This is a genomic window from Streptomyces sp. NPDC102462 (genome assembly GCF_044765425.1).
Classification (GTDB): Bacteria; Actinomycetota; Actinomycetes; order Streptomycetales; family Streptomycetaceae; genus Streptomyces.
Map to the genome: position 1 here is coordinate 20,404 of NZ_JBIWKB010000072.1, position 22,403 is coordinate 42,806.

Here is a 22,403-nt window from a genome sequence, read left to right on the forward strand (position 1 = left end):
GTTACTTCCTGCCCGCTGGGGCCCGGAGGAGCTGAAGGGCTTCGGGGTGCAAGCCCGTCGTGGCTGGGCGACACGCCGGACCCTGGCGGGGTGGCGGTGGGCCCGCGTGGCCCGGTGGGACTCTTCGCGGTGCCGGTCCGTGTCGCCGTGGCCAAAAGGCCCGTAGTCTTCGGCGGCGGGCACTCGGTGCCGTGGGCGTGAACTCGGGGCGGTCGGCGTCCGTGGGTAGAAGTAGCCGCGCCCCACACAGAGGTCTAAACCAATTCGCGGTCGACCCTTGTCATCGGCCCCCTGGGTCTGATGAGCTGTGGCCTGGGACACAACGGACACCCTTCGAAAGGGAGATGTCGTGAGCAACGAAAGCCTGGCCAACCTCTTGAAGGAGGAGCGACGCTTCGCGCCGCCCGCTGACCTGGCCGCGCACGCCAACGTCACGGCAGAGGCGTACGAACAGGCCAAGGCTGACAGGCTCGGCTTCTGGGCCGAGCAGGCCCGCCGGCTCACCTGGGCCGAGGAGCCGACGGAGACGCTGGACTGGTCGAACCCGCCGTTCGCCAAGTGGTTCAAGGACGGTCGGCTCAACGTCGCGTACAACTGCGTGGACCGGCATGTCGAGGCCGGGCTTGGCGACCGGGTGGCCATTCACTTCGAGGGCGAGCCCGGCGACAGCCGCGCGATCACCTACGCCGAGCTGAAGGACGAGGTCTCCAGGGCCGCGAACGCTCTGCTGGAGTTGGGGGTCCGCGCCGGTGACCGGGTCGCGATCTACATGCCGATGATCCCGGAGACGGCGATCGCGATGCTGGCCGCGGCCCGTATCGGCGCCGCGCACTCGGTCGTCTTCGGCGGGTTCTCGGCGGACGCGCTCGCCACGCGTATCAAGGACGCCGACGCCAAGGTCGTCGTCACCTCCGACGGCGGCTGGCGGCGCGGCAAGCCGTCCGCGCTCAAGCCGGCGGTGGACGAGGCGATCACGCGCGTGGACAACGTGGAGCACGTGCTGGTCGTGCGCCGTACCGGCCAGGAGGTCGCCTGGCACGACGAGCGGGACGTGTGGTGGCACGAGATCGTGGAACGGCAGTCCGCCGAGCACACGCCGGAGCCGTTCGAGGCGGAGCACCCGCTGTTCATCCTCTACACGTCCGGTACGACGGGTAAGCCGAAGGGCATCCTGCACACCTCCGGCGGCTACCTCACCCAGGTGGCGTACACCCATCACGCCGTCTTCGACCTCAAGCCGGAGACGGACGTGTACTGGTGCACGGCGGACGTCGGCTGGGTCACCGGGCACTCCTACATCGTCTACGGGCCGCTGGCCAACGGCGCCACCCAGGTCATGTACGAGGGCACGCCGGACACCCCGCACCAGGGCCGCTTCTGGGAGATCGTGCAGAAGTACGGGGTGACGATCCTGTACACGGCGCCCACCGCCATCCGCACGTTCATGAAGTGGGGCGACGACATCCCCGCGAAGTTCGATCTCAGCAGCCTGCGCGTGCTGGGGTCGGTCGGTGAGCCGATCAACCCCGAGGCGTGGGTCTGGTACCGCAAGCACATCGGCGCGGACCGTACCCCGGTCGTGGACACCTGGTGGCAGACCGAGACCGGCGCGATGATGATCTCGCCGCTGCCCGGCGTGACCGAGGCCAAGCCGGGCTCCGCGCAGCGGCCGCTGCCCGGCATCTCCGCCACGGTCGTCGACGACGAGGCGAACGAGGTGCCCAACGGCGGCGGTGGCTACCTCGTCCTCACCGAGCCGTGGCCGTCGATGCTGCGCACCATCTGGGGCGACGACCAGCGGTTCCTCGACACCTACTGGTCGCGGTTCGAGGGCAAGTACTTCGCGGGCGACGGGGCGAAGAAGGACGAGGACGGGGACATCTGGCTCCTCGGCCGCGTGGACGACGTGATGCTGGTGTCGGGCCACAACATCTCGACGACCGAGGTGGAGTCCGCGCTGGTCTCGCACCCGTCGGTCGCCGAGGCGGCCGTCGTCGGCGCGGCGGACGAGACGACGGGGCAGGCGATCGTCGCCTTCGTGATCCTGCGGGGTACGGCGTCCGAGGACGACGGCCTGGTCGGCGAGTTGCGCAACCACGTCGGCGCCGCGCTCGGGCCCATCGCCAAGCCGAAGCGGATCCTGCCGGTGGCGGAGCTGCCCAAGACCCGCTCCGGCAAGATCATGCGCCGTCTGCTGCGCGACGTCGCGGAGAACCGCCAGCTCGGTGACGTCACCACGCTGACGGACTCGACGGTCATGGACCTCATCCAGGCGAAGCTCCCGGCGGCGCCGAGCGAGGACTGAGCAGGCCGCCGGAGGGGACGCCTGACACCGGGGCGTCCCCTCTGCGCACAGCTGTGCGCAGAACGCGCCGACGATCCCCCGTGATGCGTTGGGTAAAATAAGGAAAGCGTCGAAGCAACAACAAGATCCACGAAGAACAACAAGATCCACAAGGTGCGCCGGGAAGTCTGGTCGGCATGTGCTCTGCCATGCCCACCGACCGGAGGTCTTCGCTGTGACCGCGCCCCGCACCACCACCGCTCGCAAGGTTCTCGGCCGGCTCTCGCTGCCCGAGCGGAGGTTCGTCGCGGACGCGCTGCGCACCGAGACGGTCGGCGGCGTGTTGCTGCTCGTCGCCGCCGTCGCCGCGCTGATCTGGGCGAACGTACCCGCGTTCGGGTACAGCTACGAGAGCGTCGGCCACTTCCACCTGGGCCCCGGCGCCCTCGGTCTGCACCTGTCCGTCGCGCACTGGGCGGCCGACGGGCTGCTGGCCGTCTTCTTCTTCGTCGCCGGGATCGAGCTGAAGCGCGAACTCGTCGCCGGTGACCTGCGCGATCCGAAGGCCGCCGTCCTCCCGGTCGTGGCGGCCCTGTGCGGAATGGCCGTACCGGCCCTCGTCTACACCCTGACCAATCTCGTCGGCGGCGGCTCCACCGACGGCTGGGCCGTGCCGACCGCCACCGACATCGCCTTCGCGCTGGCCGTGCTCGCGGTCATCGGCACCTCCCTGCCGAGCGCGCTGCGCGCCTTCCTGCTGACGCTCGCCGTCGTGGACGACCTGTTCGCGATCCTGATCATCGCCGTCTTCTTCACGAACCAGCTCGACTTCGCCGCGCTCGGCGGCGCCGTGGCCGGTCTCGTCGTCTTCTGGATGCTGCTGCGCAAGGGCGTGCGCGGCTGGTACGTGTACGTGCCGCTCGCGCTCGTCATCTGGGCGCTGATGTACAACAGCGGCATCCACGCCACCATCGCCGGCGTGGCGATGGGCCTGATGGTCCGCTGCACCACCCACAAGGGTGAAGACCGCTCGCCCGGTGAGCGGATCGAGCACCTTGTGCGCCCGCTGTCGGCGGGGCTCGCCGTGCCGCTGTTCGCGCTGTTCAGCGCCGGCGTGTCCATCTCCGCGAAGGCGCTCGGAGACGTGTTCACACAGCCGGAGACCCTCGGCGTCGTGCTCGGCCTGTTCGTCGGCAAGACGGTCGGCATCTTCGGCGGCACCTGGCTCATGGCCCGCTTCACCCGGGCCTCGCTCAGCGACGACCTCGCCTGGCCCGACGTGTTCGCGCTGGCGACCCTCGCCGGCATCGGCTTCACCGTGTCGCTGCTGATCGGCGAACTCGCCTTCGTCGGCGACGCGGTGCTGACCGACGAGGTCAAGGCCGCCGTACTGACCGGCTCGCTCCTCGCGGCCCTGTGCGCGACGGTCCTGCTGAAGATACGCAACACCAAGTACCGCCGCCTGTGCGAGGAGGAGGAACGCGACGAGGACAGCGACGGCATCCCGGACGTCTACGAGGAGGACGATCCGGCCTACCACCTGCGCATGGCGGACATCTACGAGCGCAAGGCCGCCGAACACCGCCGACTGGCCCGGGCGAAGGCCGACGCACGCGACGGGCTTGCCGAAGTGCCGGGCGGGGCAGGCGAGGAGAACGACCGTCCGGCATGATCTGACGAGACGGTACAAATTACGGGACCGTACGCAGTCAGGCAGAAGACGGATCCGTACGCGCGGCGTACGCAGAAGAGGGAGACCGCGATGAGCGCACCCGACGGCAGCCCGGTCGGCGCCGAACGGAGCATCGGCCAGCTGGTCGCCTCGGCGACCAGCGAGATGTCGGCACTGGTGCACGACGAGATCGCGCTGGCCAAGGCCCAGCTCAGGCAGGACGTCAAGCGGGGCGCGGTGAGCGGCGGCGTCTTCACGGTGGCCGGCCTGATCCTGCTGTTCTCCCTGCCGATGCTCAACTTCGCCCTCGCCTACGGCATTCGGACCTGGAGCGGCTTGAACCTCGCCGTCTGCTTCCTGCTGTCCTTCGCGGCGAACGTCCTGGTCACCGGCGTCCTCGGGCTGATCGGCCTGTACTTCGCACAAAAGGCCAAGAAGGGCAAGGGGCCGCAGAAGGTGGCCGCGTCCATGAAGGAGTCGGCGGGCGTCCTGCAGAACGCCAAGCCGCACCCGCGCCCGGAGCTGTCGCGGGATCGTACGCCCGAAGCCATCGAGGCTGTGGCACGCTCGTCGTCATGACGGACCCCGCCGCTCCCCCGGCCGTACGGATCGAAGGCCCCTGGACACACCGGGACGTCGCCGCCAACGGCGCCCGCTTCCACATGGCGGAGCTGGGCGACGGCCCGCTGGTGCTGCTGCTGCACGGCTTCCCGCAGTTCTGGTGGACCTGGCGGCGGCAACTGGTCGCGCTCGCCGACGCGGGCTTCCGGGCCGTGGCCATGGACCTGCGGGGCGTGGGCGGCAGCGACCGCACCCCGCGCGGCTACGACCCCGCCAACCTCGCCCTCGACGTCACCGGGGTGATCCGCTCCCTGGGCGAGCCGGACGCCGCGCTGGTCGGCCATGACCTCGGCGGCTATCTGGCGTGGACGGCCGCCGCGATGCGCCCCAAGCTCGTCCGGCGCCTCGCGGTCGTCTCGATGCCGCACCCGCGACGCTGGCGTGCCGCGATGCTGCGGGACGCCAGGCAGACGGTCGCCGGCTCCTACATCTGGGGCTTCCAGCGGCCATGGGTGCCCGAGCGGCAGCTCACCGCCGACGACGGCGCGCTCGTGGGCCGACTCATCCAGGACTGGTCCGGGCCCCAGCTGCCGGACGAGCACACGGTGGAGACGTATCGGCGCGCGATGTGCATCCCGTCGACCGCGCACTGCGCGATCGAGCCGTACCGCTGGATGGTGCGGTCCCTGGTCCGCCCGGACGGCATCCAGTTCAACCGCCGTATGAAGCGGCCGGTGCGCGTGCCCACGCTGCATCTGCACGGCTCGCTGGACCCCGTGATGCGCACGCGCAGCGCGGCCGGCTCGGGCGAGTACGTCGAAGCGCCCTACCGCTGGCGACTGTTCGACGGGCTGGGGCACTTCCCCCACGAAGAGGACCCGGTCGCCTTCTCCGCCGAACTCGTCAACTGGCTGAAAGACCCCGAACCCGATCGGTGACCGCGCCGATGCGCCCGGTATCCGGACGGGAACATCTGTCGTACGAACGGCCACATGCCCGGCGCATAGGCCAATTGAGGGGCCTCGGGGCGGTTATCGACCTTGGGGCAGGGGCAGAGGTCCGGGTATGGGCTGGACGCACGACTACAGTGACGCACCCCGCAAACGCCGCTCGGCCAGTGGCCTGAATTCCCATCGGCCGGGCACGCCACAGGCGCCGGACACGGATCTGCGCGTGGGAATCCCGCGCATCCTGCGCCGCCGGGCCCGCTGGGTCTCGGTACGCCTGCGCCACGCCCGCGGCTGAGCACCCCGCCGGGCCGCCCTACAGGGCGCAGTTGTCGGTCCCCACCTGCTCGTTCGCCGTACGTCCCCGGGCGATGTCCTGCTGGATCTCGTCGGCCGTGAGCGCGTACCCGGTCGCGGCGTCGTCGAGGGACTTCGCGAACACCACGCCGTACACCTTGCCGTCGGGCGTGAGCAGCGGGCCACCGGAGTTGCCCTGGCGGACGGTCGCGTACAGGGAGTAGACGTCGCGGCGGACGGTGCCGCGGTGGTAGATGTCCGGGCCGTTGGCCGTGATGCGGCCGCGCACGCGCGCGGCACGGACGTCATATGCCCCGTTCTCCGGGAAACCCGCGACGATCGCGCTGTCGCCGCTCGCCGCGTCCTGCGCCGTGAACCGCAGGGCGGGCGCCCTGAGGTCCGGTACGTCGAGTACGGCGATGTCGCGCCGCCAGTCGTAGAGGACGACCTTCGCGTCGTACCTGCGGCCGACCCCGCCTATCTGCACGGTGGGCTCGTCCACGCCGCCGACCACGTGCGCGTTGGTCATGATGCGGCGGTCGGCGAAGACGAAGCCGGTGCCCTCCAGGACCTTGCCGCACTTCTGGGCGGTGCCCATGACCTTCACGATGGAGTTCTGGGCGCGGGTGGCCACGGCGCTGCCCGCCAGCGCCGGGTCGGGCGGCTGGACGTCGGTGATCGGCTCGTTCGAGAACGGGCTGAAGACCTGCGGGAAGCCGTTCTGTGCGAGGACCGAGGAGAAGTCCGCGAACCAGGTGTCGGCCTGCGTGGGCAGCGCCCGGGAGACCCCGAGCAGCACCTTGGAGCCGCGGACCTCCTTGCCCAGGGTCGGCAGTGTCGTACCGGCGAGGGCCGAACCGATCAGCCAGGCGACCAGCAGCATCGCCACGACATTGACCAGCGCGCCGCCCGTCGCGTCCAGGGCGCGGGCCGGTGACCACGTGATGTGCCGGCGCAGCTTGTTGCCGAGGTGGGTGGTCAGTGCCTGCCCGACGGAGGCGCAGACGATGACGACGACCACCGCGACGACGGCGGCGGTCGTGTTGACCTCTGCGTTGTCGGTGAGGGCGTCCCAGATCACGGGCAGCACATAGACCGCGACGAGCCCGCCGCCGAGGAAGCCGATCACCGACAGGATGCCGACGACGAAGCCCTGGCGGTAGCCCACGATCGCGAACCACACGGCGGCGATCAGCAGCAGGATGTCCAGCACATTCACTTGTTCAGGCCTCGCCTCGTCACGCTCCGGTCCGACCGGCCAGGCCGGAGTGCCGAGGGGAGCCCCCCGGGAAAACACAGCACGGACGCCACCCTGTCATGACCGCCAGTCGAGCGGGACCTGCCTGTCTCCGTCCCACGGGCGCTCCCAGCCCGCGTAGTGCAGCAGGCGGTCGATGATCCCCGCCGTGAAGCCCCACACCAGCGCCGATTCGACCAGGAATGCCGGACCCTGGTGGCCGCGGGGGTGGACGGCGGTGGCTCTGTTGGCCGGGTCCGTGAGATCCGCCACGGGGACGGTGAAGACCCGCGCGGTCTCGTTCGGGTCGACGACGCCGACCGGGCTGCGCTCGCGCCACCAGCCGAGGACCGGCGTCACGACGAAGCCGCTGACCGGGATGTACAGCTTGGGCAGCACGCCGAAGAGCTGGACCCCGCGGGGGTCGAGCCCGGTCTCCTCCTCGGCCTCGCGGAGAGCGGCCCGCAGCGGCCCGTCGGCCGTCGGGTCGCCGTCCTCGGGGTCGAGGGCGCCGCCGGGGAAGGCGGGCTGGCCGGCGTGCGAGCGCAGGGAGCCCGCGCGCTCCATGAGAAGCAACTCCGGGCCGCGCTCGCCCTCGCCGAACAGGATCAGCACGGCCGACTGCCGTCCCGCCCCGTTCTCCGGCGGCAGAAAGCGGCTGAGCTGCAGCGGCTCGACCGTCTCCGCGGCGTACACCACCGGGTCCAGCCAGCCGGGAAGCCCCTCCTTGCTGAGCGGCACCGGTCCGGTCCGTGTGCTGCGCGGGTGCAGGTTCTTCGCGTGCGCAGCGTCGGCATGCGTCCCGTTCGCCCGCGCGGTGCCCGTACGCGCAGTGCCCGCATCCGCATCGCCTGCCTGCGGACCGCCGGTGTGCGTCCCGCTGATGTGCGTCATGACCACCCCCGTTCTGCCGAGTCCAACGCCCTGCGGGGCCGGGATCGTTCCAACCGGTCAAGCCAGGTTGACCGGCCCGTCACCCGGCCCCCAGCGGCGGCGCCGGCCTGCCACCCGCGTCGAGGTAGGCCTGCGGCGGCTTGAGGCGCTGGCCGGGGAAGCCGCCCTTCTCGTACTTGAGCAGTTTCTTCGCCTTCTCCGGGTCGGTCTCGCCCTCGCCGTACGCCGGGCAGAGCGGGGCGATGGGGCAGGCGCCGCAGGCGGGCTTGCGGGAGTGGCAGATGCGGCGGCCGTGCCAGATCACGTGGTGCGAGAGGTCCGTCCACTCGTTCTTCGGGAACAGAGCGCCGACGGCCGCCTCGATCTTGTCGGGGTCCGTCTCCTCGGTCCACTGCCAGCGCCGCACCAGCCGCTGGAAGTGGGTGTCCACGGTGATCCCGGGACGGCCGAAGGCGTTGCCGAGGACCACGAAGGCGGTCTTGCGGCCTACGCCGGGCAGCTTCACGAGGTCTTCCAGGCGGCCGGGGACCTCGCCGCCGAACTGCTCGGTCAGCGCCTTGGACAGCCCTATGGCCGACTTCGTCTTGGCCCGGAAGAAGCCGCACGGACGCAGGATCTCCTCGACCTCCTCCGGGTTGGCGGCGGCCAGGTCCTCGGGCGAGGGGTACTTGGCGAACAGCGTCGGGGTGGTCTGGTTGACCCTGAGGTCGGTGGTCTGGGCGGACAGGACCGTGGCGATCAGCAGCTGGAAGGGGTTCTCGAAGTCCAGCTCGGGGTGGGCGTACGGGTACACCTCGGCGAGTTCGCGGTTGATCCGGCGGGCCCGGCGGACGAGCGCGGCGCGCGACTCGTTCTTCGACGGCTTCGCGACGGCGTCCTTCTCGGCCTTCACAGCCTTCACGGCAGCAGACGCTCCGGCAGCCGTCTTCGTGCTGGCCGCCTTCGTGCCGGCCGTCTTCTTGGCGGCGGCTTTTCTGACGGGTGCCTTCTTAGCGGCGGCCGGCTTCGCGGCGGTCGCCTTCTCTGCCGCCTTCTTGACGGCCGTCGACTTCACGGGTGCCGCCCTCTTCACCGGGGCCGCCCTCTTCGCGGCGTCCGCCTCGTTCGCGGGCACCGGAGCCGCCTTCTTCGTCGGCACCTTTTCTACCGATTTCACCTTTTTACTACTACCGCCCGGGCCCTGTTCGCCCACAGCGGAATCGCGACGTACAACCACCCGCCCAGCCCCCTCGGCCTGTGCTCTACCGGCGATTTGGACACCCGGCCAGCCTAAGCCCCGGCACCGACATCCGCCCCGGACCCCGGGGATCGGCCCCCGATTGGCCCCCTGCCGCTTACCTCGGGACACCTGTGCGGCATCCTTGTGACAGATCACACTGTTTGGACCGTCCGGCAAAATGGGGAGCACGGTCCCCTGGTACACCGGGGGAGCAAGATCCCTTGAGCAGGTCGACAAGGAGAGAACTCGTGGACGACGTCCTGCGGCGCAACCCGCTCTTCGCGGCTCTCGACGACGAGCAGGCCGCGGAGCTGCGCGCCTCCATGAGTGAGGTGACCCTGGCGCGCGGCGATTCCCTCTTCCACGAGGGCGACCCGGGCGACCGGCTGTACGTCGTCACCGAGGGCAAGGTCAAGCTGCACCGCACCTCACCCGACGGCCGCGAGAACATGCTGGCCGTCGTCGGTCCCAGCGAGCTGATCGGCGAGCTGTCGCTCTTCGACCCGGGCCCGCGTACGGCGACGGCGACCGCGCTGACCGAGGTCAAGCTGCTCGGTCTCGGCCACGGCGACCTCCAGCCCTGGCTGAACGCGCGTCCTGAGGTGGCCGGCGCCCTGCTGCGCGCCGTCGCCCGCCGCCTGCGCAAGACCAACGACGCGATGTCGGACCTCGTCTTCTCCGACGTGCCCGGCCGTGTGGCGCGCGCCCTGCTGGACCTGTCCCGCCGCTTCGGCGTGCAGTCCGAGGAGGGCATCCACGTCGTCCACGACCTCACGCAGGAGGAGCTGGCCCAGCTGGTCGGCGCGTCCCGCGAGACCGTGAACAAGGCGCTCGCCGACTTCGCCCAGCGCGGGTGGCTCCGCCTGGAGGCGCGGGCCGTGATCCTGCTGGACGTCGAACGGCTCGCCAAGCGCTCCCGCTGACACTCCGGGGGCAGCCGCCCCTGATGACGGCGGGGCCCGTGCCGGGGCGATCCCGGGTACAGGCCTCGCCCCGAGGGCCGTCCGACGGCCCCCACGCGCGCGTACCGGCGCGATGTCCGCCTCGCCGTTGCGACCAGGGTGGACGCACCGCCCCCTCACCGAGCGGGGGTACGCGCGCGTGCAGGGCGTGAAGACCCGCGGACCGCAGCATCCCAGGCCCGACCGACCCTGCCCGGCCGGCCCAGGCCCATCGGCCCCGCCCCGACGACGAACGGATCAGCCCCGCCCGGCGCCCGGCGTCCGCCCCCGCTAGATCAGTCCATGTTCGCCGAGGTATTCCAGCTGGGCCCGTACCGACAGTTCCGCCGCGGGCCACAGGGAGCGGTCCACGTCGGCGTAGACGTGGGCCACGACCTCGGCCGGGGTGCGGTGGCCGTCCTCGACGGCCGTCTCGATCTGGGCGAGCCGGTGGGCGCGGTGGGCGAGGTAGAACTCGACGGCGCCCTGGGCGTCCTCCAGGACCGGGCCGTGGCCCGGCAGCACGGTGTGGACGCCGTCGTCGACCGTGAGGGACCTCAGCCGGCGCAGGGAGTCCAGATAGTCGCCCAGGCGGCCGTCGGGGTGCGCGACGACCGTCGTGCCGCGGCCGAGGACGGTGTCCCCGGTCAGCACCGCCCGGTCGGCCGGGAGGTGGAAGCACAGCGAGTCCGCGGTGTGGCCGGGGGTGGGTACCACCCGCAGCTCCAGGCCGCCGGTGGTGATCACGTCACCCGCGCCCAGCCCCTCGTCGCCGAGCCGGAGCGCCGGGTCCAGCGCGCGCACCTTGGTGCGGGTCAGTTCGGCGAACCGGGCGGCCCCCTCCGCGTGGTCGGGATGGCCGTGCGTGAGCAGGGTCAGCGCGACGCGTCTGCCCGCCTTCTCCGCCGTGTCCACGACCGTGCGGAGGTGGTCGTCGTCCAGCGGCCCCGGGTCGATCACCACGGCCAGGTCGGAGTCGGGCTCCGAGACGATCCAGGTGTTGGTGCCGTCCAGGGTCATGGCGGAGGCGTTGGGCGCGAGCACGTTGACGGCCCGCGCGGTGGCCGGGCCCGAGAGGACCGTGCCCCGGGGCTGGCCGGGCAGGGCTGCTGCGTCCGTCATGCGGGGCCTCCACCGGTGGGGGCGGTCGGTGCGGTCGGGATGTGCTTGGTGAACTCGTCGTGGCCGGGCCAGGCCAGCACGATCCCGCCGTCGACCAGGCGCGCGCGGGCCAGCACGGGTGTCATGTCACGCGCGGGCGCGGCGGCCAGCGCCTCGGCCGCGGTCGCGTACGACGACAGCTGCCGCAGGGTCGCGATGGTGGGCGGCATCATCAGCAGCTCGCCCCTGTCGTATCCGGCCGCGGCCTCGGCGGGCCGGATCCACACCGTGCGGTCGGCCTCCGTGGAGGCGTTGCGGGTGCGCTGGCCCGTCGGGAGCACGGCCACGAAGAACCAGGTGTCGTAGCGGCGGGACTCGAACTCCGGGGTGATCCAGCGGGTCCAGGCGGCCAGCAGGTCGGAGCGCAGCACCAGTCCGCGGCGGTCAAGGAACTCCGCGAAGGACAGCTCGCGGGCGACCAGGGCCGCCCGGTCCGCCTCCCAGTCCTCGCCGGTGGTGTCGCCGGCCACGGACGCGGCCGTCGGCCCGGCCAGCAGGACGCCCGCCTCCTCGTACGTCTCCCGTACGGCGGCGCAGACGATCGCCTGTGCCCCCGTCTCGTCGACGCCCAGCCGCTCGGCCCACCACGCGCGCGTGGGGCCCGCCCAGCGGACCTGGTGGTCGTCGTCGCGGGGGTCGACGCCGCCGCCGGGGTACGCGTACGCGCCTGAGGCGAAGGCCATGGAGGCGCGTCTGCGCAGCATGTGGACGGCGGGGCCGTGCGGGGTGTCCTTCAGGAGCAGCACCGTGGCCGCGCGCCTGGCCGGCACCGGCGTGAGGGTGCCTTCCGAGAGCGCGCGGATGCGGTCCGGCCACTCCGGCGGGTACCACTGCCCATTCGCCATGGGCGGAGGCTATCCCGATGTGCGCGAATGTTCGAGAGGCGCCCGGGGCCGGGGCCTCACGGCACCAGTTCGACCTGGACCTCCACCTCCACCGGGGCGTCCAGCGGCAGCACGGCGACGCCGACCGCGCTGCGCGCGTGCACGCCCTTCTCGCCCAGGACCTCGGCGAGCAGTTCGCTGGCGCCGTTGATGACACCGGGCTGGCCCGTGAAGTCCGCGGCCGAGGCCACGAAGCCGACGACCTTCACCACGCGCGCGATGCGGTCCAGGTCGCCCGTGACGGACTTGACGGCGGCCAGGGCGTTGAGCGCGCAGGTGCGGGCCAGCTCCTTGGCCTCCTCGGCGGTGACCTCGGCCCCCACCTTGCCGGTGACCGGCAGCTTGCCCTCCACCATCGGCAGCTGGCCCGAGGTGTAGACGTACGCGCCGGTCCGGACGGCCGGCTGGTAGGCGGCCAGCGGGGGCACGACCTCCGGCAGGGTCAGACCGAGTTCGGTGAGCCTCGTCTCGACGGCGCCCATCACTGCTTCTCCCGCTTCAGGTAGGCCACCAGCTGCTCGGGGTTGTTCGGCCCGGGCACGACCTGGACGAGCTCCCAGCCGTCCTCGCCCCAGGTGTCCAGAATCTGCTTCGTGGCATGGACGAGCAGCGGCACGGTTGCGTATTCCCACTTGGTCATGCGGCGACTGTATCCGCTGTTATCCACAGCCTCCCGCGTAGCCCGACGGCGGACTGGTTAGTCTCGAAGACGTGAGCAGGCTCCAGGTCGTCAGCGGCAAGGGCGGGACCGGAAAGACCACGGTCGCCGCGGCTCTCGCGCTGGCTCTCGCCACCGAGGGGAAGCGGACGCTTCTCGTGGAGGTCGAGGGCAGGCAGGGCATCGCACAGCTCTTCGAGACGGAGGCGCTGCCCTACGAGGAGCGGAAGATCGCCGTCGCTCCTGGGGGCGGCGAGGTGTACGCCCTCGCCATCGATCCCGAACTGGCTCTTCTGGACTACCTCCAGATGTTCTACAAGCTGGGCAGCGCGGGCCGCGCCCTGAAGAAGCTCGGCGCCATCGACTTCGCCACCACCATCGCCCCGGGCCTCAGGGACGTCCTGCTGACCGGCAAGGCGTGCGAGGCGGTGCGCCGCAAGGACAGGAACGGCCGGTTCGTGTACGACTACGTCGTCATGGACGCGCCGCCGACGGGGCGCATCACCCGCTTCCTGAACGTGAACGACGAGGTCGCGGGCCTGGCGAAGATCGGTCCGATACACAATCAGGCGCAGGCTGTGATGCGGGTGCTGAAGTCCCCCGAGACCGCTGTGCACCTGGTCACCCTCCTGGAGGAGATGCCGGTCCAGGAGACCGCGGACGGCATCGCCGAACTGCGGGCGACCCGGCTGCCGGTGGGCCGGGTCATCGTGAACATGGTGCGGCCGGAGGTGCTGGACGCGGCCGACCTCGACCTCGTGGACACCGTGTCGCGCACCGCCGTGGCCCGTTCGCTGTCGGCCGCCGGGCTGGGCGGGGCGCGGCGCGGCGGCAACGCCGAGCGGCTGGTGGACCCGCTCCTTGAGCAGGCCGCGGAGTACGCCGAGCGGTACGCGCTGGAGCAGGAGCAGCGCGCGGTCCTGGGCGAGCTGGAGCTGCCGCTGCACGAACTGCCGCTGCTCGCCGAGGGCATGGACCTCGCGGGCCTGTACGAACTCGCCACCGAGCTGCGCGAACAGGGGATGACATGAGTCCGGACCCGGCCCACGCACAGGACACCGCACGCCATCGTCTCTCCCCCGCGCGCGTGCTCGACATCGATCCGCTGCTCGATGATCCCGAGACCCGGATCGTGGTGTGCTGCGGTTCGGGCGGGGTCGGCAAGACCACGACCGCGGCGGCCCTGGGGCTACGGGCCGCCGAGCGCGGCCGGAAGGTGGTCGTGCTCACCATCGACCCGGCGCGCCGGCTGGCCCAATCGATGGGCATCGACTCGCTGGACAACGTGCCGCGCCGGGTGAAGGGCGCCGAGGACCGCGCAGGGACCTCGGGCGGCGATCCGGCCGGGGACGGCGGCGAGCGACGGGCGGGCGGGGAACTGCACGCCATGATGCTCGACATGAAGCGCACCTTCGACGAGGTCGTCGAGGCGCACGCGGATCCGGAGCGGGCCGCCGCGATCCTGGCGAACCCCTTCTACCAGTCGCTCTCGGCGGGCTTCGCGGGCACGCAGGAGTACATGGCGATGGAGAAGCTGGGCCAGCTGCGGGCGAAGGACGAGTGGGACCTCATCGTGGTCGACACCCCGCCGTCCCGCTCCGCGCTGGACTTCCTGGACGCGCCCAAGCGGCTCGGTTCCTTCCTGGACGGGCGGCTGATCCGGTTGCTGACTGCGCCGGCGAAGCTGGGCGGCTGGGCGGGAATGAAGTTCCTGAACGCCGGGATGTCGATGATGACCGGCACCCTGGGCAAGCTGTTGGGCGGTCAGCTGCTGAAGGACGTACAGACGTTCGTGGCCGCGATGGACACCACCTTCGGCGGCTTCCGTACCCGCGCAGACGCCACGTACAAGCTGCTCCAGGCGCCCGGCACGGCGTTCTTGGTGGTGGCGGCCCCGGAGCGGGACGCGCTGCGCGAGGCCGCCTACTTCGTGGAGCGGCTGGCCGCCGAGGACATGCCGCTGGTCGGTCTGGTGCTCAACCGCGTCCACGGCAGCGGCGCCGACCGGCTGTCGGCCGAGCGGGCGCTCGCCGCCGCGGAAAATCTTGAAGAGCCCGGCATTGTGGATCAGGGGGACGGGAAAGCTGGACTTCGTAACTCTCCCGAGCCGCCTGACAGTTCAGAATCCCCCGCTGCTTCCTCCGCGTCCCAGCCCCGCCCCCCGGGCACGGACCCGGACGTCGACCAGCTGACCGCAGGTCTGCTGAGGCTGCACGCCGACCGTATGCAGTTGCTCTCCCGCGAACAGCGCACGCGTGACCGCTTCACCGCGCGCCATCCCGAGGTGGCCGTGGTGGAAGTGGCCGCGCTCCCTGGTGATGTGCACGACCTCGCGGGACTGCGGGACATCGGCGACCGGCTCGCGGCCAAACGGCCGGAGCTGCCCGAAACGCGTACCGATGCGTGAGAGGGGACGCCCTCTCACGCATGAGAGAGGACGGCCTCTCAGCTGACCGCCGCGTAGTTCTCGTACACCTCGTCGTCGTCGAGGGGCACGATCCCGGCTCCGCGTTCGTACTCCGAACGCGCGGTCTCCAGGAGCCTGCGCCAGGAGGTCACGGTGGGGCGCCTGCGCAGCAGTGCGCGGCGCTCACGCTCCGTCATGCCTCCCCATACGCCGAATTCCACACGATTGTCCAGCGCATCGGCCAGGCATTCGGTGCGTACCGGACATCCGGTGCACACTGCCTTGGCCCTGTTCTGCGCTGCTCCCTGAACGAACAGTTCATCCGGATCGGTAGTGCGGCAGGCGGCCTGCGCACTCCAGTCGGTTACCCAGCCCATACCGGCGCCGTCCTCTCCCGAATCGAGGCTCCCCCACGGCGGCAGCGGCATATTCACCGCAGCCAGTTGAGGACGTTACGGAAGGCGGGCACAGCGCAACACCCCCGTCGGGCCCAATCTTGAATGGCCCGAACGGACTATGGGTAAGCGGCAGATCACCCGCGGGAGTGAGCTGGTGACATGCGTGATCATCCCGGCAAAGCGGGACAGTTATGGTGCGTCACAACGGACGCCGCGTGACACACGAGGCGGATTCGGACACGCCTCCAACACGCCCCGACATGCCCGACGGAGGAACCCGTCGGAGAAAGCCGGGAAGATCCGGAACGATTCGGGGTCGCCGGACGTATTGATAGGTGACCGCGCTGCTGTGACAGTTGAGAGCAGCTTAGGCCAAGGCATATACGCGTGTCCGGCGAATGAGAACGTAGGCTGCCCCTATGCCAAAGAAGCGCTCGGGCGGTGGTCTGTCGCCAACGCAACAGGCCGCCAAGTTCCTCGGTGTCAGTGTCCTCGCAGGAGCCGTCATGGCCGGCATCGCGCTGCCCGCGGCGGGCGCGCTCGGCCTCGCGGCCAAGGGCTCGGTGCAGGGATTCGACGAGATCCCGGCCAATCTGAAGAGCCCCCAGCTCAGCCAGCGGACCACGATCCTGGACAGCCAGGGTCAGCAGATCGCCACGGTCTACTCCCGGGACCGCACGGTGGTGGAGCTCAAGGACATCTCGCCGTACATGCAGAAGGCGATCGTCGCGATCGAGGACTCGCGCTTCTACCAGCACGGCGCGGTCGACCTGAAGGGCGTGCTGCGCGCCCTGAACAAGAACGCGCAGAGCGGCGGGGTCGCCCAGGGCGCCTCCACGCTCACCCAGCAGCTGGTGAAGAACTACTTCATCGAGGAGGCCGGCGACGACCCGACCAAGGTCGCCGAGGCCACCCAGCAGACGCTGGGCCGCAAGGTCCGCGAGCTGAAGTACGCGATCCAGATCGAGGAGAAGCTCGGCAAGAAGAAGATCCTGGAGAACTACCTGAACATCACGTTCTTCGGGCAGCAGGCCTACGGCGTCGAGGCCGCCGCCCAGCGTTACTTCTCCAAGCACGCCAAGGACCTCAACCTCCAGGAATCGGCGCTGCTCGCGGGCATCGTGCAGTCCCCCAGCCGCTACGACCCCGTCAACGACGAGGCCGAGGCCACCAAGCGGCGCAACGTGGTCCTCCAGCGCATGGCCGAGGTCGGCGACGTCTCCCGGCAGGAGGCAGACAAGGCCAAACAGGCCCCGCTCGGCCTGAAGGTCAGCCAGCCGAAGAACGGCTGCATCACCGCGGCCAAGGGCGCCAGTTTCTTCTGCAAGTACGTCGAGAACGTCTTCCTCAGCGACCCGGTCTTCGGCAAGACCAAGGAGGCCCGCGCGAAGATCTGGAACCGCGGCGGCCTGACGATCCGTACCACGCTGGACCAGCAGGCCCAGGACTCCGTCCAGGCCTCGCTCAAGGACCACATCAACAAGTCGGACTCGGTGGCCGCAGCCGCCACCCTGGTCGAGCCCGGCACCGGCAAGATCCTCGCCATGGGCCAGTCGAAGCCGTACGGCTACGCGAAGGACGAGACCGAGTACAACTACTCGGTCAACCGCGACATGGGCGGTTCGAACTTCGGCTTCCCGACCGGTTCGACCTTCAAGCCGTTCGTGGCCGCGGCGGCGGTCGAGGGCGGCAAGCCCCCGACGCAGGAGTACGCGTCGCCGTACAAGATGGAGTACCCGAGCCCGGTCCAGCGCTGCGACAGCCGGCCCTACGTCAACACCGACCACACGACCGCCGAGAACGAGAACAAGGCGGAGGTCGGCCCGTACCGGATGAAGGAGGCGATGGCCAAGTCGGTCAACACCTACTTCGTCCAGATGATCGCCGACATCGGGCTGTGCCCGGTGATGAAGATGGCCGACGCGCTGCACGTGGTGCAGGGCAACGGCGACAAGCTGCCCGAGGAGCCCGCCATCGCGCTCGGCGCGGTGGGCCTGTCCCCGCTGACCATGGCGAGCGCGTACGCCTCCTTCGCCTCGCGCGGCATGTACTGCACGCCGGTCGCCATCGAGTCGATCACCCAGAAGGTCGGCAACGAGCGGAAGTCCCTGGAGGTGCCGAAGTCGACGTGCTCGCGCGCGATGAGCGAGCAGACCGCCGACACGGTCAACACCCTGCTGCGCGGCGTGGTCGACTCGGGCACCGGCCAGCAGGCCGGCCTCACCGACCGCGAGAGCGCCGGCAAGACGGGTACCACCGACGAGCGCAAGAACGCCTGGTTCGTCGGCTACACGCCGAACATGTCCGGCGCGGTCTGGGTCGGTGGCCCCAAGCAGAACGTCAAGATGCGGAACATCACCATCGGCGGCGTCTACCGCCCGCTCGTCTACGGCGGTGAGGTCCCCGGCCCGATCTGGAAGGACGCCATGACCGGCGCCCTGCAGGGCAAGCCCGTCCAGTCCTTCAACCTCGTCGACATCCCGGACGACAACGGGGACGGCAACGGGCACGGCAGGGACCGGGGCGACGGAAACGGCAACGGCGACAACCGCGGCGGGGACAACGGCGGCATCATCGGCGGCCTGACGGACGGCGGCGCGAACGGCGGCGCCAACCCGGACCCCACCATCTCCTTCCCGGGCAACTTCATCCAGGGCCAGGGCAACGGAGGACGGAACGGGAACGGCGGGCAGCGGCCTTAGGCACGCGGGGCGGCAGCGGCGTCAGCGCCGGGGCGCGGGAGGCGGCAGCGGCTTCGGCGCGGAGGCGCGTGGGGCAGCAGCGGCTTCAGCGCCGGCGCGCACCGAGCGGAGGAGCGACGGCCTTGACGCCGGGGCGCGCGGGGCGGCAGCGGCCTGGGCGCACCGGGTGGTGAGGGCAGCGGCCTTAAAACGCCGGGACCCGAGGGACGGTGCGGGCAGCGGGCTTGACGCCAGGGCGCACCGGGCGGAGGGGCGACGGATCGGGCGCATCGGGGGCGGTGGCTCGGGGCACTTCGGCTGGGAGGCCGAGCGGCTCGGGCTCCTCGACTCGGGACGCTTCGGAAGGCCGGTGGCTCCGGGCGCTTCGCGCAAGGACTGGCAGCGCGGGCGTCTCGGCTCGGGGCCGGTGGCTGCGGACGCTTCGGCTGGGAGATCGGGCGGCTCGGGGCGCGTGGCTGATGTTTGACGCGGCTGGGCCGCACCCTCACTTGGGTGCGGCCCCGTTGCGTGAGGTGGGGGCGGGCTGGATCGGCTCGGGCCCATACGGCCGGTCGCTTTGGGCCCCGGGGTCACTCTGGACGGCTGAGCCGAGCCGGGTCCGACACGCTCGCCCAGGACGAGCGGTCCACCTCGGGGTCTACTGGGCCACCAGTCCGCATGGGCCCCGGGCCGGCCCCGAAGAGAACCCCAGGCCGGCCCTGGCGCAGCCCGGGTCAGCCCTGGAGCAGCTTCTTGACCGCCGCGGCGACCCGGCCGCCCTCCGCCTGACCCGCCACCTTCGGGTTCACGATCTTCATCACGGCGCCCATGGCCCGCGGCCCCTCCGCACCGGCCGCCTTCGCCTCCTCCACGGCCTGGGCGACGATCGCGTTCAACTCCTCGTCGGACAGCTGCTTGGGCAGGTACGCGGCGAGCACCACGCCCTCCGCCTTCTCCCGCTCGGCCTGCTCGGCCCGACCACCCTGCGCGAAGGCCTCCGCCGCCTCCCGGCGCTTCTTGGCCTCCTTGGTGATCACCTTCAGAACCTCGTCGTCGGACAGCTCACGCTTCTCCTTGCCCGCGACCTCCTCCTTGGTGATCGCGGCCAGCGTCAGCCGGAGCGTCGAGGAGCGGAGCTCGTCACGCTCCTTGATCGCGGCGTTGAGGTCGTCGTGCAGCTTCGACTTGAGCGTGGTGGTCATGGATCCGATTGTCGCAGGTACGAGAGCCCGGTCGCCCGTTGATTTCAGGGGCGGCCGGACGCGGCGCAGGGTCCCGGGTCTGACACCATGGTCGTATGCGCGCGCGATACGGAGTACCCCTGGGAGTCATGGCGGTCGGCGCCGCCGGTCTGGCCTACGCGGCGGGGTTCGAGGCCCGTTTCTTCCGGCTCCGCCGGATCACGGTCCCGGTCCTGCCCCCGGGCATGCGCCCGCTGCGCGTGCTTCAGGTCTCCGACATCCACATGGTGAGCGGCCAGCGCAAGAAACAGCGCTGGCTGCGCTCGCTGGCCGGCCTGCGCCCCGACTTCGTGATCAACACGGGCGACAACCTGTCCGACCCGGAGGGCGTGCCCGAGGTACTGGACGCGCTCGGCCCTCTGATGGAGTTCCCCGGCGCGTACGTCTTCGGCTCCAACGACTACTACGGCCCCAGACCCCGCAACCCCACCCGCTACTTGCTGGAGAAGGCGAGCGGCCGCCACGGCCTGAACGGCAACCCGCCGGTCGTGGGCGCGATCCACAACCCGTGGGAGGACCTGCGGGACGGCTTCGACGCGGCGGGCTGGCTGAACCTGACGAACACCAGGGGCGTGCTGAAGATCGAGGGCGTCTCGGTGGAGATGACGGGCCTGGACGACCCGCACATCAAGCGCGACCGCTACGAACGCGTGGCCGGCGGCCCGTCGAACGGCGCGGACTTCTCGATGGGCGTGGTGCACGCTCCGTACCTGCGCGTGCTGGACGCGTACGCGGCGGACGGCTACCCCCTGATCCTGGCCGGCCACACGCACGGCGGCCAGCTGTGCATCCCCTTCTACGGCGCTCTGGTCACCAACTGCGACCTGGACGCGGACCGGGTGAAGGGCCTGTCCACGCACACGGCCCAGGACCGTACGTCCTATCTGCACGTCTCCGCGGGCTGCGGCACCAACCGCTACACACCCGTACGGTTCGCGTGCCCGCCGGAGGCGACACTGTTGACGCTGGTGGGACGGGAGTAGCGATACCATCCCATCCCGGAATTAACCCGCCCAGCCCACACCAAATCGCCCGTTTCGCCCATTCTGCTTAGCGTGAGGGCATGACGGCCCCGATACCCAGGGAGATCCCGGACCTTCCCGCGGTCCCGGGCATGCCCGCACTGATGCCCTCGTACGTCCCCGCCGCCGCAGTGATGGCCCCCGTCCCCCGCCCGCTGACGGCGCTGTACCGCCTGCTCATCGCTCTGATGGCCCTCGCGGGCGTCGCACTGGAGCTGCTGCTCGGCTCCCCGGCGCGCGCGCTGAGCTACTTCAGCGTCCAGAGCAACGCCTTCCTGGCCCTGGTCATGGTCATCTCGGCCCACCGCGCTTGGGCGGCCCGCCGCCCCCTGCCGGCCATCGTCACAGGAGCCGCGCTGCTCTACGTCCTGACCACGGGCCTCACCTACCACCTACTCCTCGGGCACACCACGCCACCGTTCTCCATGACGGGCGCGACCACACCACCGACCCCGTGGCACGGCCAATGGACGGCCCTCCAGCTCCTCCACACCGCAACCCCGATCGCGGCGCTCCTGGACTGGCTCCTGCTCACCGCCCGCGGCAACCTGCACCTCCGCCAGACCGCCGCCTGGCTCGTCTACCCCCTGGCCTACCTGGCCTTCTACCTCGGCAGGGCCGAACTGCTGATCCCCGGCACGGCCGGCCGCTACCTCTACCCCTTCCTGGACGCCGAACACCACGGCTACCGCGGCACCCTCGCCAACGCCCTCCTCATCGGCCTAGCCATCTACGCCCTGGCCATCCTCCTGATCCTCGTCGACCACATCCGCCCGAACCCCGTCCGCCGCCGCGCCAAAACCGGATTTCGTCTCCGGGCACCGGTGGGCTAAAGTAAACGTCGTCGCCGCGACAGCAGCGACACCGGGGTGTAGCGCAGCTTGGCAGCGCGCTTCGTTCGGGACGAAGAGGTCGTGGGTTCAAATCCCGCCACCCCGACAGCGAAACACCAGTTCAGGGCCGGTGCTGAGAGATCAGCACCGGCCCTGAACTGTTCTCCAGAGGCTCTCTGGAGAAATCCTGGAGAAGATCTTGGAATCGTCTCCAGACCAGTGCCCTACACGCGAGCCCTCAGCAGCGCATCCAGAGCAGCTACAGGCGAGCCGGGGCTCATCGCCCGGCGCGCGTCCAACGCCTCCTCCCACATTCCGGTGAGCGCGGTCATCAGCGCCTGCCGCATGCCAGCCGTGATGTGGTCATAGCGGGACTGCACCGAGCCGTCCTCGTGCCCCCATGCGTTCGTCCATCAGCTTCGGCGGGGTCCCCACCTCTCTCATCAGGGTCTTGTGCGAATGGCGCAGTCCGTGCGGCGTCAGACCAAGAGCGATCGGCACCCAGCACGCCTCAGCCCGCTTGGAGGCCCCTCGCCCACGTGCGGGAATCCCGGGCCACGGCTCAGCGACGACCGGCACAGGGTGCTCTTCCTGATTGCCGCGTCCGGGGTACCGTCCCGTGGCGGCAGGTCGAAAGAGCCAGGTGGCGAAGCCCGAGCGCCGCCAGTGTGCGGCCAGTTCCCCCGCTCCCGCGTTACGGACGTACCCGAGATCGGTGATGGCCTCCAGCACCTTCAGGCGAGTCGGCTCCGCCACAGCGCCAGGGCGGTTGAGGACGTTGGACACCGTGCCTGTCGAGACGCCGGCGCGGCGAGCGACGTCGACCAGCTTTGCTCCTGGACGGCTCACAGAGCCATTGGCAGCGCCGTGACCACGGAAGACGTAGGCCAGTCCGTGGCACCCACAAGGCTTCGGTTTCGTCCGGGCGATGTGGCTCGCAAGCAGTGCGGCGAGGAAATCCGGAGCACCAATGAGCCTTTCCCGGTAAACGGTCATAGCTGTGTGTGATCGTTTAGATGGTGCGGTCGTATTCGAGCTGGAGCAGGACGAGGGCTGCGGCGGCGAT

At 70.6% G+C, this 22,403-nt stretch carries 20 protein-coding genes, 1 tRNA gene and 1 pseudogene; 12 read left to right on the forward strand and 10 right to left on the reverse strand.

What is annotated here, in order from left to right:
• Window positions 1-349 precede the first annotated feature (349 nt).
• The 5 genes from acs to ACIRFL_RS37975 all read left to right on the forward strand — a co-directional run bounded on the left by acs (window position 350) and on the right by ACIRFL_RS37975 (window position 5,762).
• On the forward strand, window positions 350-2,305 hold the full coding sequence (acs, locus tag ACIRFL_RS37955) for an acetate--CoA ligase (RefSeq protein ID WP_404038411.1): 1,956 nt from the start codon (window positions 350-352) through the stop codon (window positions 2,303-2,305).
• A 214-nt stretch (window positions 2,306-2,519) separates the two neighbouring features.
• Complete coding sequence (gene nhaA / locus ACIRFL_RS37960) at window positions 2,520-3,956, forward strand: Na+/H+ antiporter NhaA (RefSeq protein ID WP_404038413.1); 1,437 nt, start codon at window positions 2,520-2,522, stop codon at window positions 3,954-3,956.
• 90 nt (window positions 3,957-4,046) lie between these two features.
• Window positions 4,047-4,535: a phage holin family protein gene (locus ACIRFL_RS37965; RefSeq protein WP_404038415.1), complete on the forward strand. Its 489-nt coding sequence runs from the start codon at window positions 4,047-4,049 to the stop codon at window positions 4,533-4,535.
• Window positions 4,532-5,455 carry an alpha/beta fold hydrolase gene (locus ACIRFL_RS37970; protein ID WP_404038417.1) on the forward strand — a complete coding sequence of 308 codons (924 nt, stop codon included), beginning with the start codon at window positions 4,532-4,534 and terminating at the stop codon, window positions 5,453-5,455. Before ACIRFL_RS37965 ends, ACIRFL_RS37970 begins: the two co-directional genes overlap by 4 nt.
• Window positions 5,456-5,582: 127 nt before the next feature.
• Entirely contained in the window at window positions 5,583-5,762 is a 180-nt protein-coding gene (locus tag ACIRFL_RS37975) for a hypothetical protein (protein ID WP_404038419.1), read from the forward strand.
• A gap of 18 nt (window positions 5,763-5,780) precedes the next feature.
• Here ACIRFL_RS37975 and ACIRFL_RS37980 read toward each other — a convergent pair whose 3' ends face one another.
• The 3 genes from ACIRFL_RS37980 to nth all read right to left on the reverse strand — a co-directional run bounded on the left by ACIRFL_RS37980 (window position 5,781) and on the right by nth (window position 8,946).
• On the reverse strand, window positions 5,781-6,980 hold the full coding sequence (locus tag ACIRFL_RS37980) for a MarP family serine protease (protein ID WP_404038422.1): 1,200 nt from the start codon (window positions 6,978-6,980) through the stop codon (window positions 5,781-5,783).
• Window positions 6,981-7,076: 96 nt separating this feature from the next.
• Window positions 7,077-7,892 (reverse strand): NUDIX hydrolase, encoded by an 816-nt coding sequence (locus ACIRFL_RS37985; RefSeq protein ID WP_404038424.1) that lies wholly within the window; start codon window positions 7,890-7,892, stop codon window positions 7,077-7,079.
• Between the two features lie 79 nt (window positions 7,893-7,971).
• The gene (gene nth / locus ACIRFL_RS37990) at window positions 7,972-8,946 is read right to left on the reverse strand and encodes an endonuclease III (RefSeq protein ID WP_404038446.1); all 975 of its coding nucleotides are present in this window, start codon (window positions 8,944-8,946) and stop codon (window positions 7,972-7,974) included.
• A 413-nt stretch (window positions 8,947-9,359) separates the two neighbouring features.
• Between nth and ACIRFL_RS37995 the strand changes: the two genes are divergently transcribed.
• The gene (locus tag ACIRFL_RS37995; RefSeq protein ID WP_023547771.1) at window positions 9,360-10,034 is read left to right on the forward strand and encodes a Crp/Fnr family transcriptional regulator; all 675 of its coding nucleotides are present in this window, start codon (window positions 9,360-9,362) and stop codon (window positions 10,032-10,034) included.
• Window positions 10,035-10,343: 309 nt separating this feature from the next.
• Here the strand turns inward: ACIRFL_RS37995 and ACIRFL_RS38000 are convergent, their stop codons facing one another.
• Genes ACIRFL_RS38000 through ACIRFL_RS38015 form a run of 4 tightly spaced genes read right to left on the reverse strand, consistent with a single transcriptional unit; the run spans window position 10,344 to window position 12,737 of the window.
• Window positions 10,344-11,174: an MBL fold metallo-hydrolase gene (locus ACIRFL_RS38000; protein WP_404038426.1), complete on the reverse strand. Its 831-nt coding sequence runs from the start codon at window positions 11,172-11,174 to the stop codon at window positions 10,344-10,346.
• Window positions 11,171-12,058: an NUDIX hydrolase gene (locus tag ACIRFL_RS38005; protein ID WP_404038428.1), complete on the reverse strand. Its 888-nt coding sequence runs from the start codon at window positions 12,056-12,058 to the stop codon at window positions 11,171-11,173. The genes ACIRFL_RS38000 and ACIRFL_RS38005 overlap by 4 nt, the downstream gene beginning before the upstream one ends.
• A 56-nt stretch (window positions 12,059-12,114) precedes the next feature.
• Window positions 12,115-12,579 (reverse strand): RidA family protein, encoded by a 465-nt coding sequence (locus tag ACIRFL_RS38010; protein ID WP_404038430.1) that lies wholly within the window; start codon window positions 12,577-12,579, stop codon window positions 12,115-12,117.
• Window positions 12,579-12,737, reverse strand: a complete 159-nt coding sequence (locus ACIRFL_RS38015) for a DUF4177 domain-containing protein (protein WP_003991873.1) — start codon at window positions 12,735-12,737, stop codon at window positions 12,579-12,581. Before ACIRFL_RS38015 ends, ACIRFL_RS38010 begins: the two co-directional genes overlap by 1 nt.
• A 71-nt stretch (window positions 12,738-12,808) precedes the next feature.
• Between ACIRFL_RS38015 and ACIRFL_RS38020 the strand changes: the two genes are divergently transcribed.
• Together ACIRFL_RS38020 and ACIRFL_RS38025 are read left to right on the forward strand one after the other, a co-directional pair.
• Window positions 12,809-13,786, forward strand: a complete 978-nt coding sequence (locus ACIRFL_RS38020) for an ArsA family ATPase (protein WP_404038432.1) — start codon at window positions 12,809-12,811, stop codon at window positions 13,784-13,786.
• Window positions 13,783-15,162, forward strand: coding sequence for an ArsA family ATPase (locus ACIRFL_RS38025; protein WP_404038435.1), 1,380 nt, complete (start codon window positions 13,783-13,785; stop codon window positions 15,160-15,162). Before ACIRFL_RS38020 ends, ACIRFL_RS38025 begins: the two co-directional genes overlap by 4 nt.
• Before the next feature lie 38 nt (window positions 15,163-15,200).
• On the opposite strand, the gene wblA is transcribed toward ACIRFL_RS38025, so the two are convergent.
• Window positions 15,201-15,539: a transcriptional regulator WblA gene (wblA, locus tag ACIRFL_RS38030; RefSeq protein WP_388715710.1), complete on the reverse strand. Its 339-nt coding sequence runs from the start codon at window positions 15,537-15,539 to the stop codon at window positions 15,201-15,203.
• A 440-nt stretch (window positions 15,540-15,979) separates the two neighbouring features.
• Between wblA and ACIRFL_RS38035 the strand changes: the two genes are divergently transcribed.
• Window positions 15,980-18,262: a transglycosylase domain-containing protein gene (locus tag ACIRFL_RS38035; RefSeq protein ID WP_404038438.1), complete on the forward strand. Its 2,283-nt coding sequence runs from the start codon at window positions 15,980-15,982 to the stop codon at window positions 18,260-18,262.
• Window positions 18,263-18,975: 713 nt separating this feature from the next.
• Here the strand turns inward: ACIRFL_RS38035 and ACIRFL_RS38040 are convergent.
• A complete protein-coding gene (locus ACIRFL_RS38040) occupies window positions 18,976-19,443 on the reverse strand; it encodes a GatB/YqeY domain-containing protein (protein WP_351731505.1) in 468 nt (155 codons plus the stop codon).
• Between the two features lie 95 nt (window positions 19,444-19,538).
• Here ACIRFL_RS38040 and ACIRFL_RS38045 point away from each other — a divergent pair, with 95 nt between their 5' ends.
• The 3 genes from ACIRFL_RS38045 (at window position 19,539) to ACIRFL_RS38055 (ending at window position 21,443) form a co-directional block, all read left to right on the forward strand.
• The gene (locus tag ACIRFL_RS38045) at window positions 19,539-20,465 is read left to right on the forward strand and encodes a metallophosphoesterase (protein ID WP_404038441.1); all 927 of its coding nucleotides are present in this window, start codon (window positions 19,539-19,541) and stop codon (window positions 20,463-20,465) included.
• A gap of 80 nt (window positions 20,466-20,545) precedes the next feature.
• Window positions 20,546-21,337 carry a Pr6Pr family membrane protein gene (locus tag ACIRFL_RS38050; RefSeq protein ID WP_404038444.1) on the forward strand — a complete coding sequence of 264 codons (792 nt, stop codon included), beginning with the start codon at window positions 20,546-20,548 and terminating at the stop codon, window positions 21,335-21,337.
• Between the two features lie 32 nt (window positions 21,338-21,369).
• Window positions 21,370-21,443: transfer RNA gene (locus ACIRFL_RS38055), tRNA-Pro, on the forward strand.
• Window positions 21,444-21,561: 118 nt separating this feature from the next.
• On the opposite strand, the pseudogene ACIRFL_RS38060 reads toward ACIRFL_RS38055, so the two are convergent.
• A pseudogene (locus ACIRFL_RS38060) lies at window positions 21,562-22,315 on the reverse strand (LacI family DNA-binding transcriptional regulator); the annotation flags it as partial.
• Window positions 22,316-22,403 lie beyond the last annotated feature (88 nt).

Bases quoted from the DNA above. Each gene is read 5' to 3' on its own strand.
- ACIRFL_RS38000 (WP_404038426.1), bottom strand. From the start codon at position 11,174: ATGACGGACGCAGCAGCCCTGCCCGGCCAGCCCCGGGGCACGGTCCTC.
- ACIRFL_RS37965 (WP_404038415.1), top strand. From the start codon at position 4,047: ATGAGCGCACCCGACGGCAGCCCGGTCGGCGCCGAACGGAGCATCGGC.
- ACIRFL_RS38040 (WP_351731505.1), bottom strand. From the start codon at position 19,443: ATGACCACCACGCTCAAGTCGAAGCTGCACGACGACCTCAACGCCGCG.
- ACIRFL_RS38025 (WP_404038435.1), top strand. From the start codon at position 13,783: ATGAGTCCGGACCCGGCCCACGCACAGGACACCGCACGCCATCGTCTC.
- ACIRFL_RS37985 (WP_404038424.1), bottom strand. From the start codon at position 7,892: ATGACGCACATCAGCGGGACGCACACCGGCGGTCCGCAGGCAGGCGAT.
- ACIRFL_RS38050 (WP_404038444.1), top strand. From the start codon at position 20,546: ATGACGGCCCCGATACCCAGGGAGATCCCGGACCTTCCCGCGGTCCCG.
- ACIRFL_RS38035 (WP_404038438.1), top strand. From the start codon at position 15,980: ATGCCAAAGAAGCGCTCGGGCGGTGGTCTGTCGCCAACGCAACAGGCC.
- ACIRFL_RS38005 (WP_404038428.1), bottom strand. From the start codon at position 12,058: ATGGCGAATGGGCAGTGGTACCCGCCGGAGTGGCCGGACCGCATCCGC.
- ACIRFL_RS37975 (WP_404038419.1), top strand. From the start codon at position 5,583: ATGGGCTGGACGCACGACTACAGTGACGCACCCCGCAAACGCCGCTCG.
- ACIRFL_RS37970 (WP_404038417.1), top strand. From the start codon at position 4,532: ATGACGGACCCCGCCGCTCCCCCGGCCGTACGGATCGAAGGCCCCTGG.
- wblA (WP_388715710.1), bottom strand. From the start codon at position 15,539: ATGGGCTGGGTAACCGACTGGAGTGCGCAGGCCGCCTGCCGCACTACC.
- ACIRFL_RS38010 (WP_404038430.1), bottom strand. From the start codon at position 12,579: ATGGGCGCCGTCGAGACGAGGCTCACCGAACTCGGTCTGACCCTGCCG.
- ACIRFL_RS38015 (WP_003991873.1), bottom strand. From the start codon at position 12,737: ATGACCAAGTGGGAATACGCAACCGTGCCGCTGCTCGTCCATGCCACG.
- ACIRFL_RS38045 (WP_404038441.1), top strand. From the start codon at position 19,539: ATGCGCGCGCGATACGGAGTACCCCTGGGAGTCATGGCGGTCGGCGCC.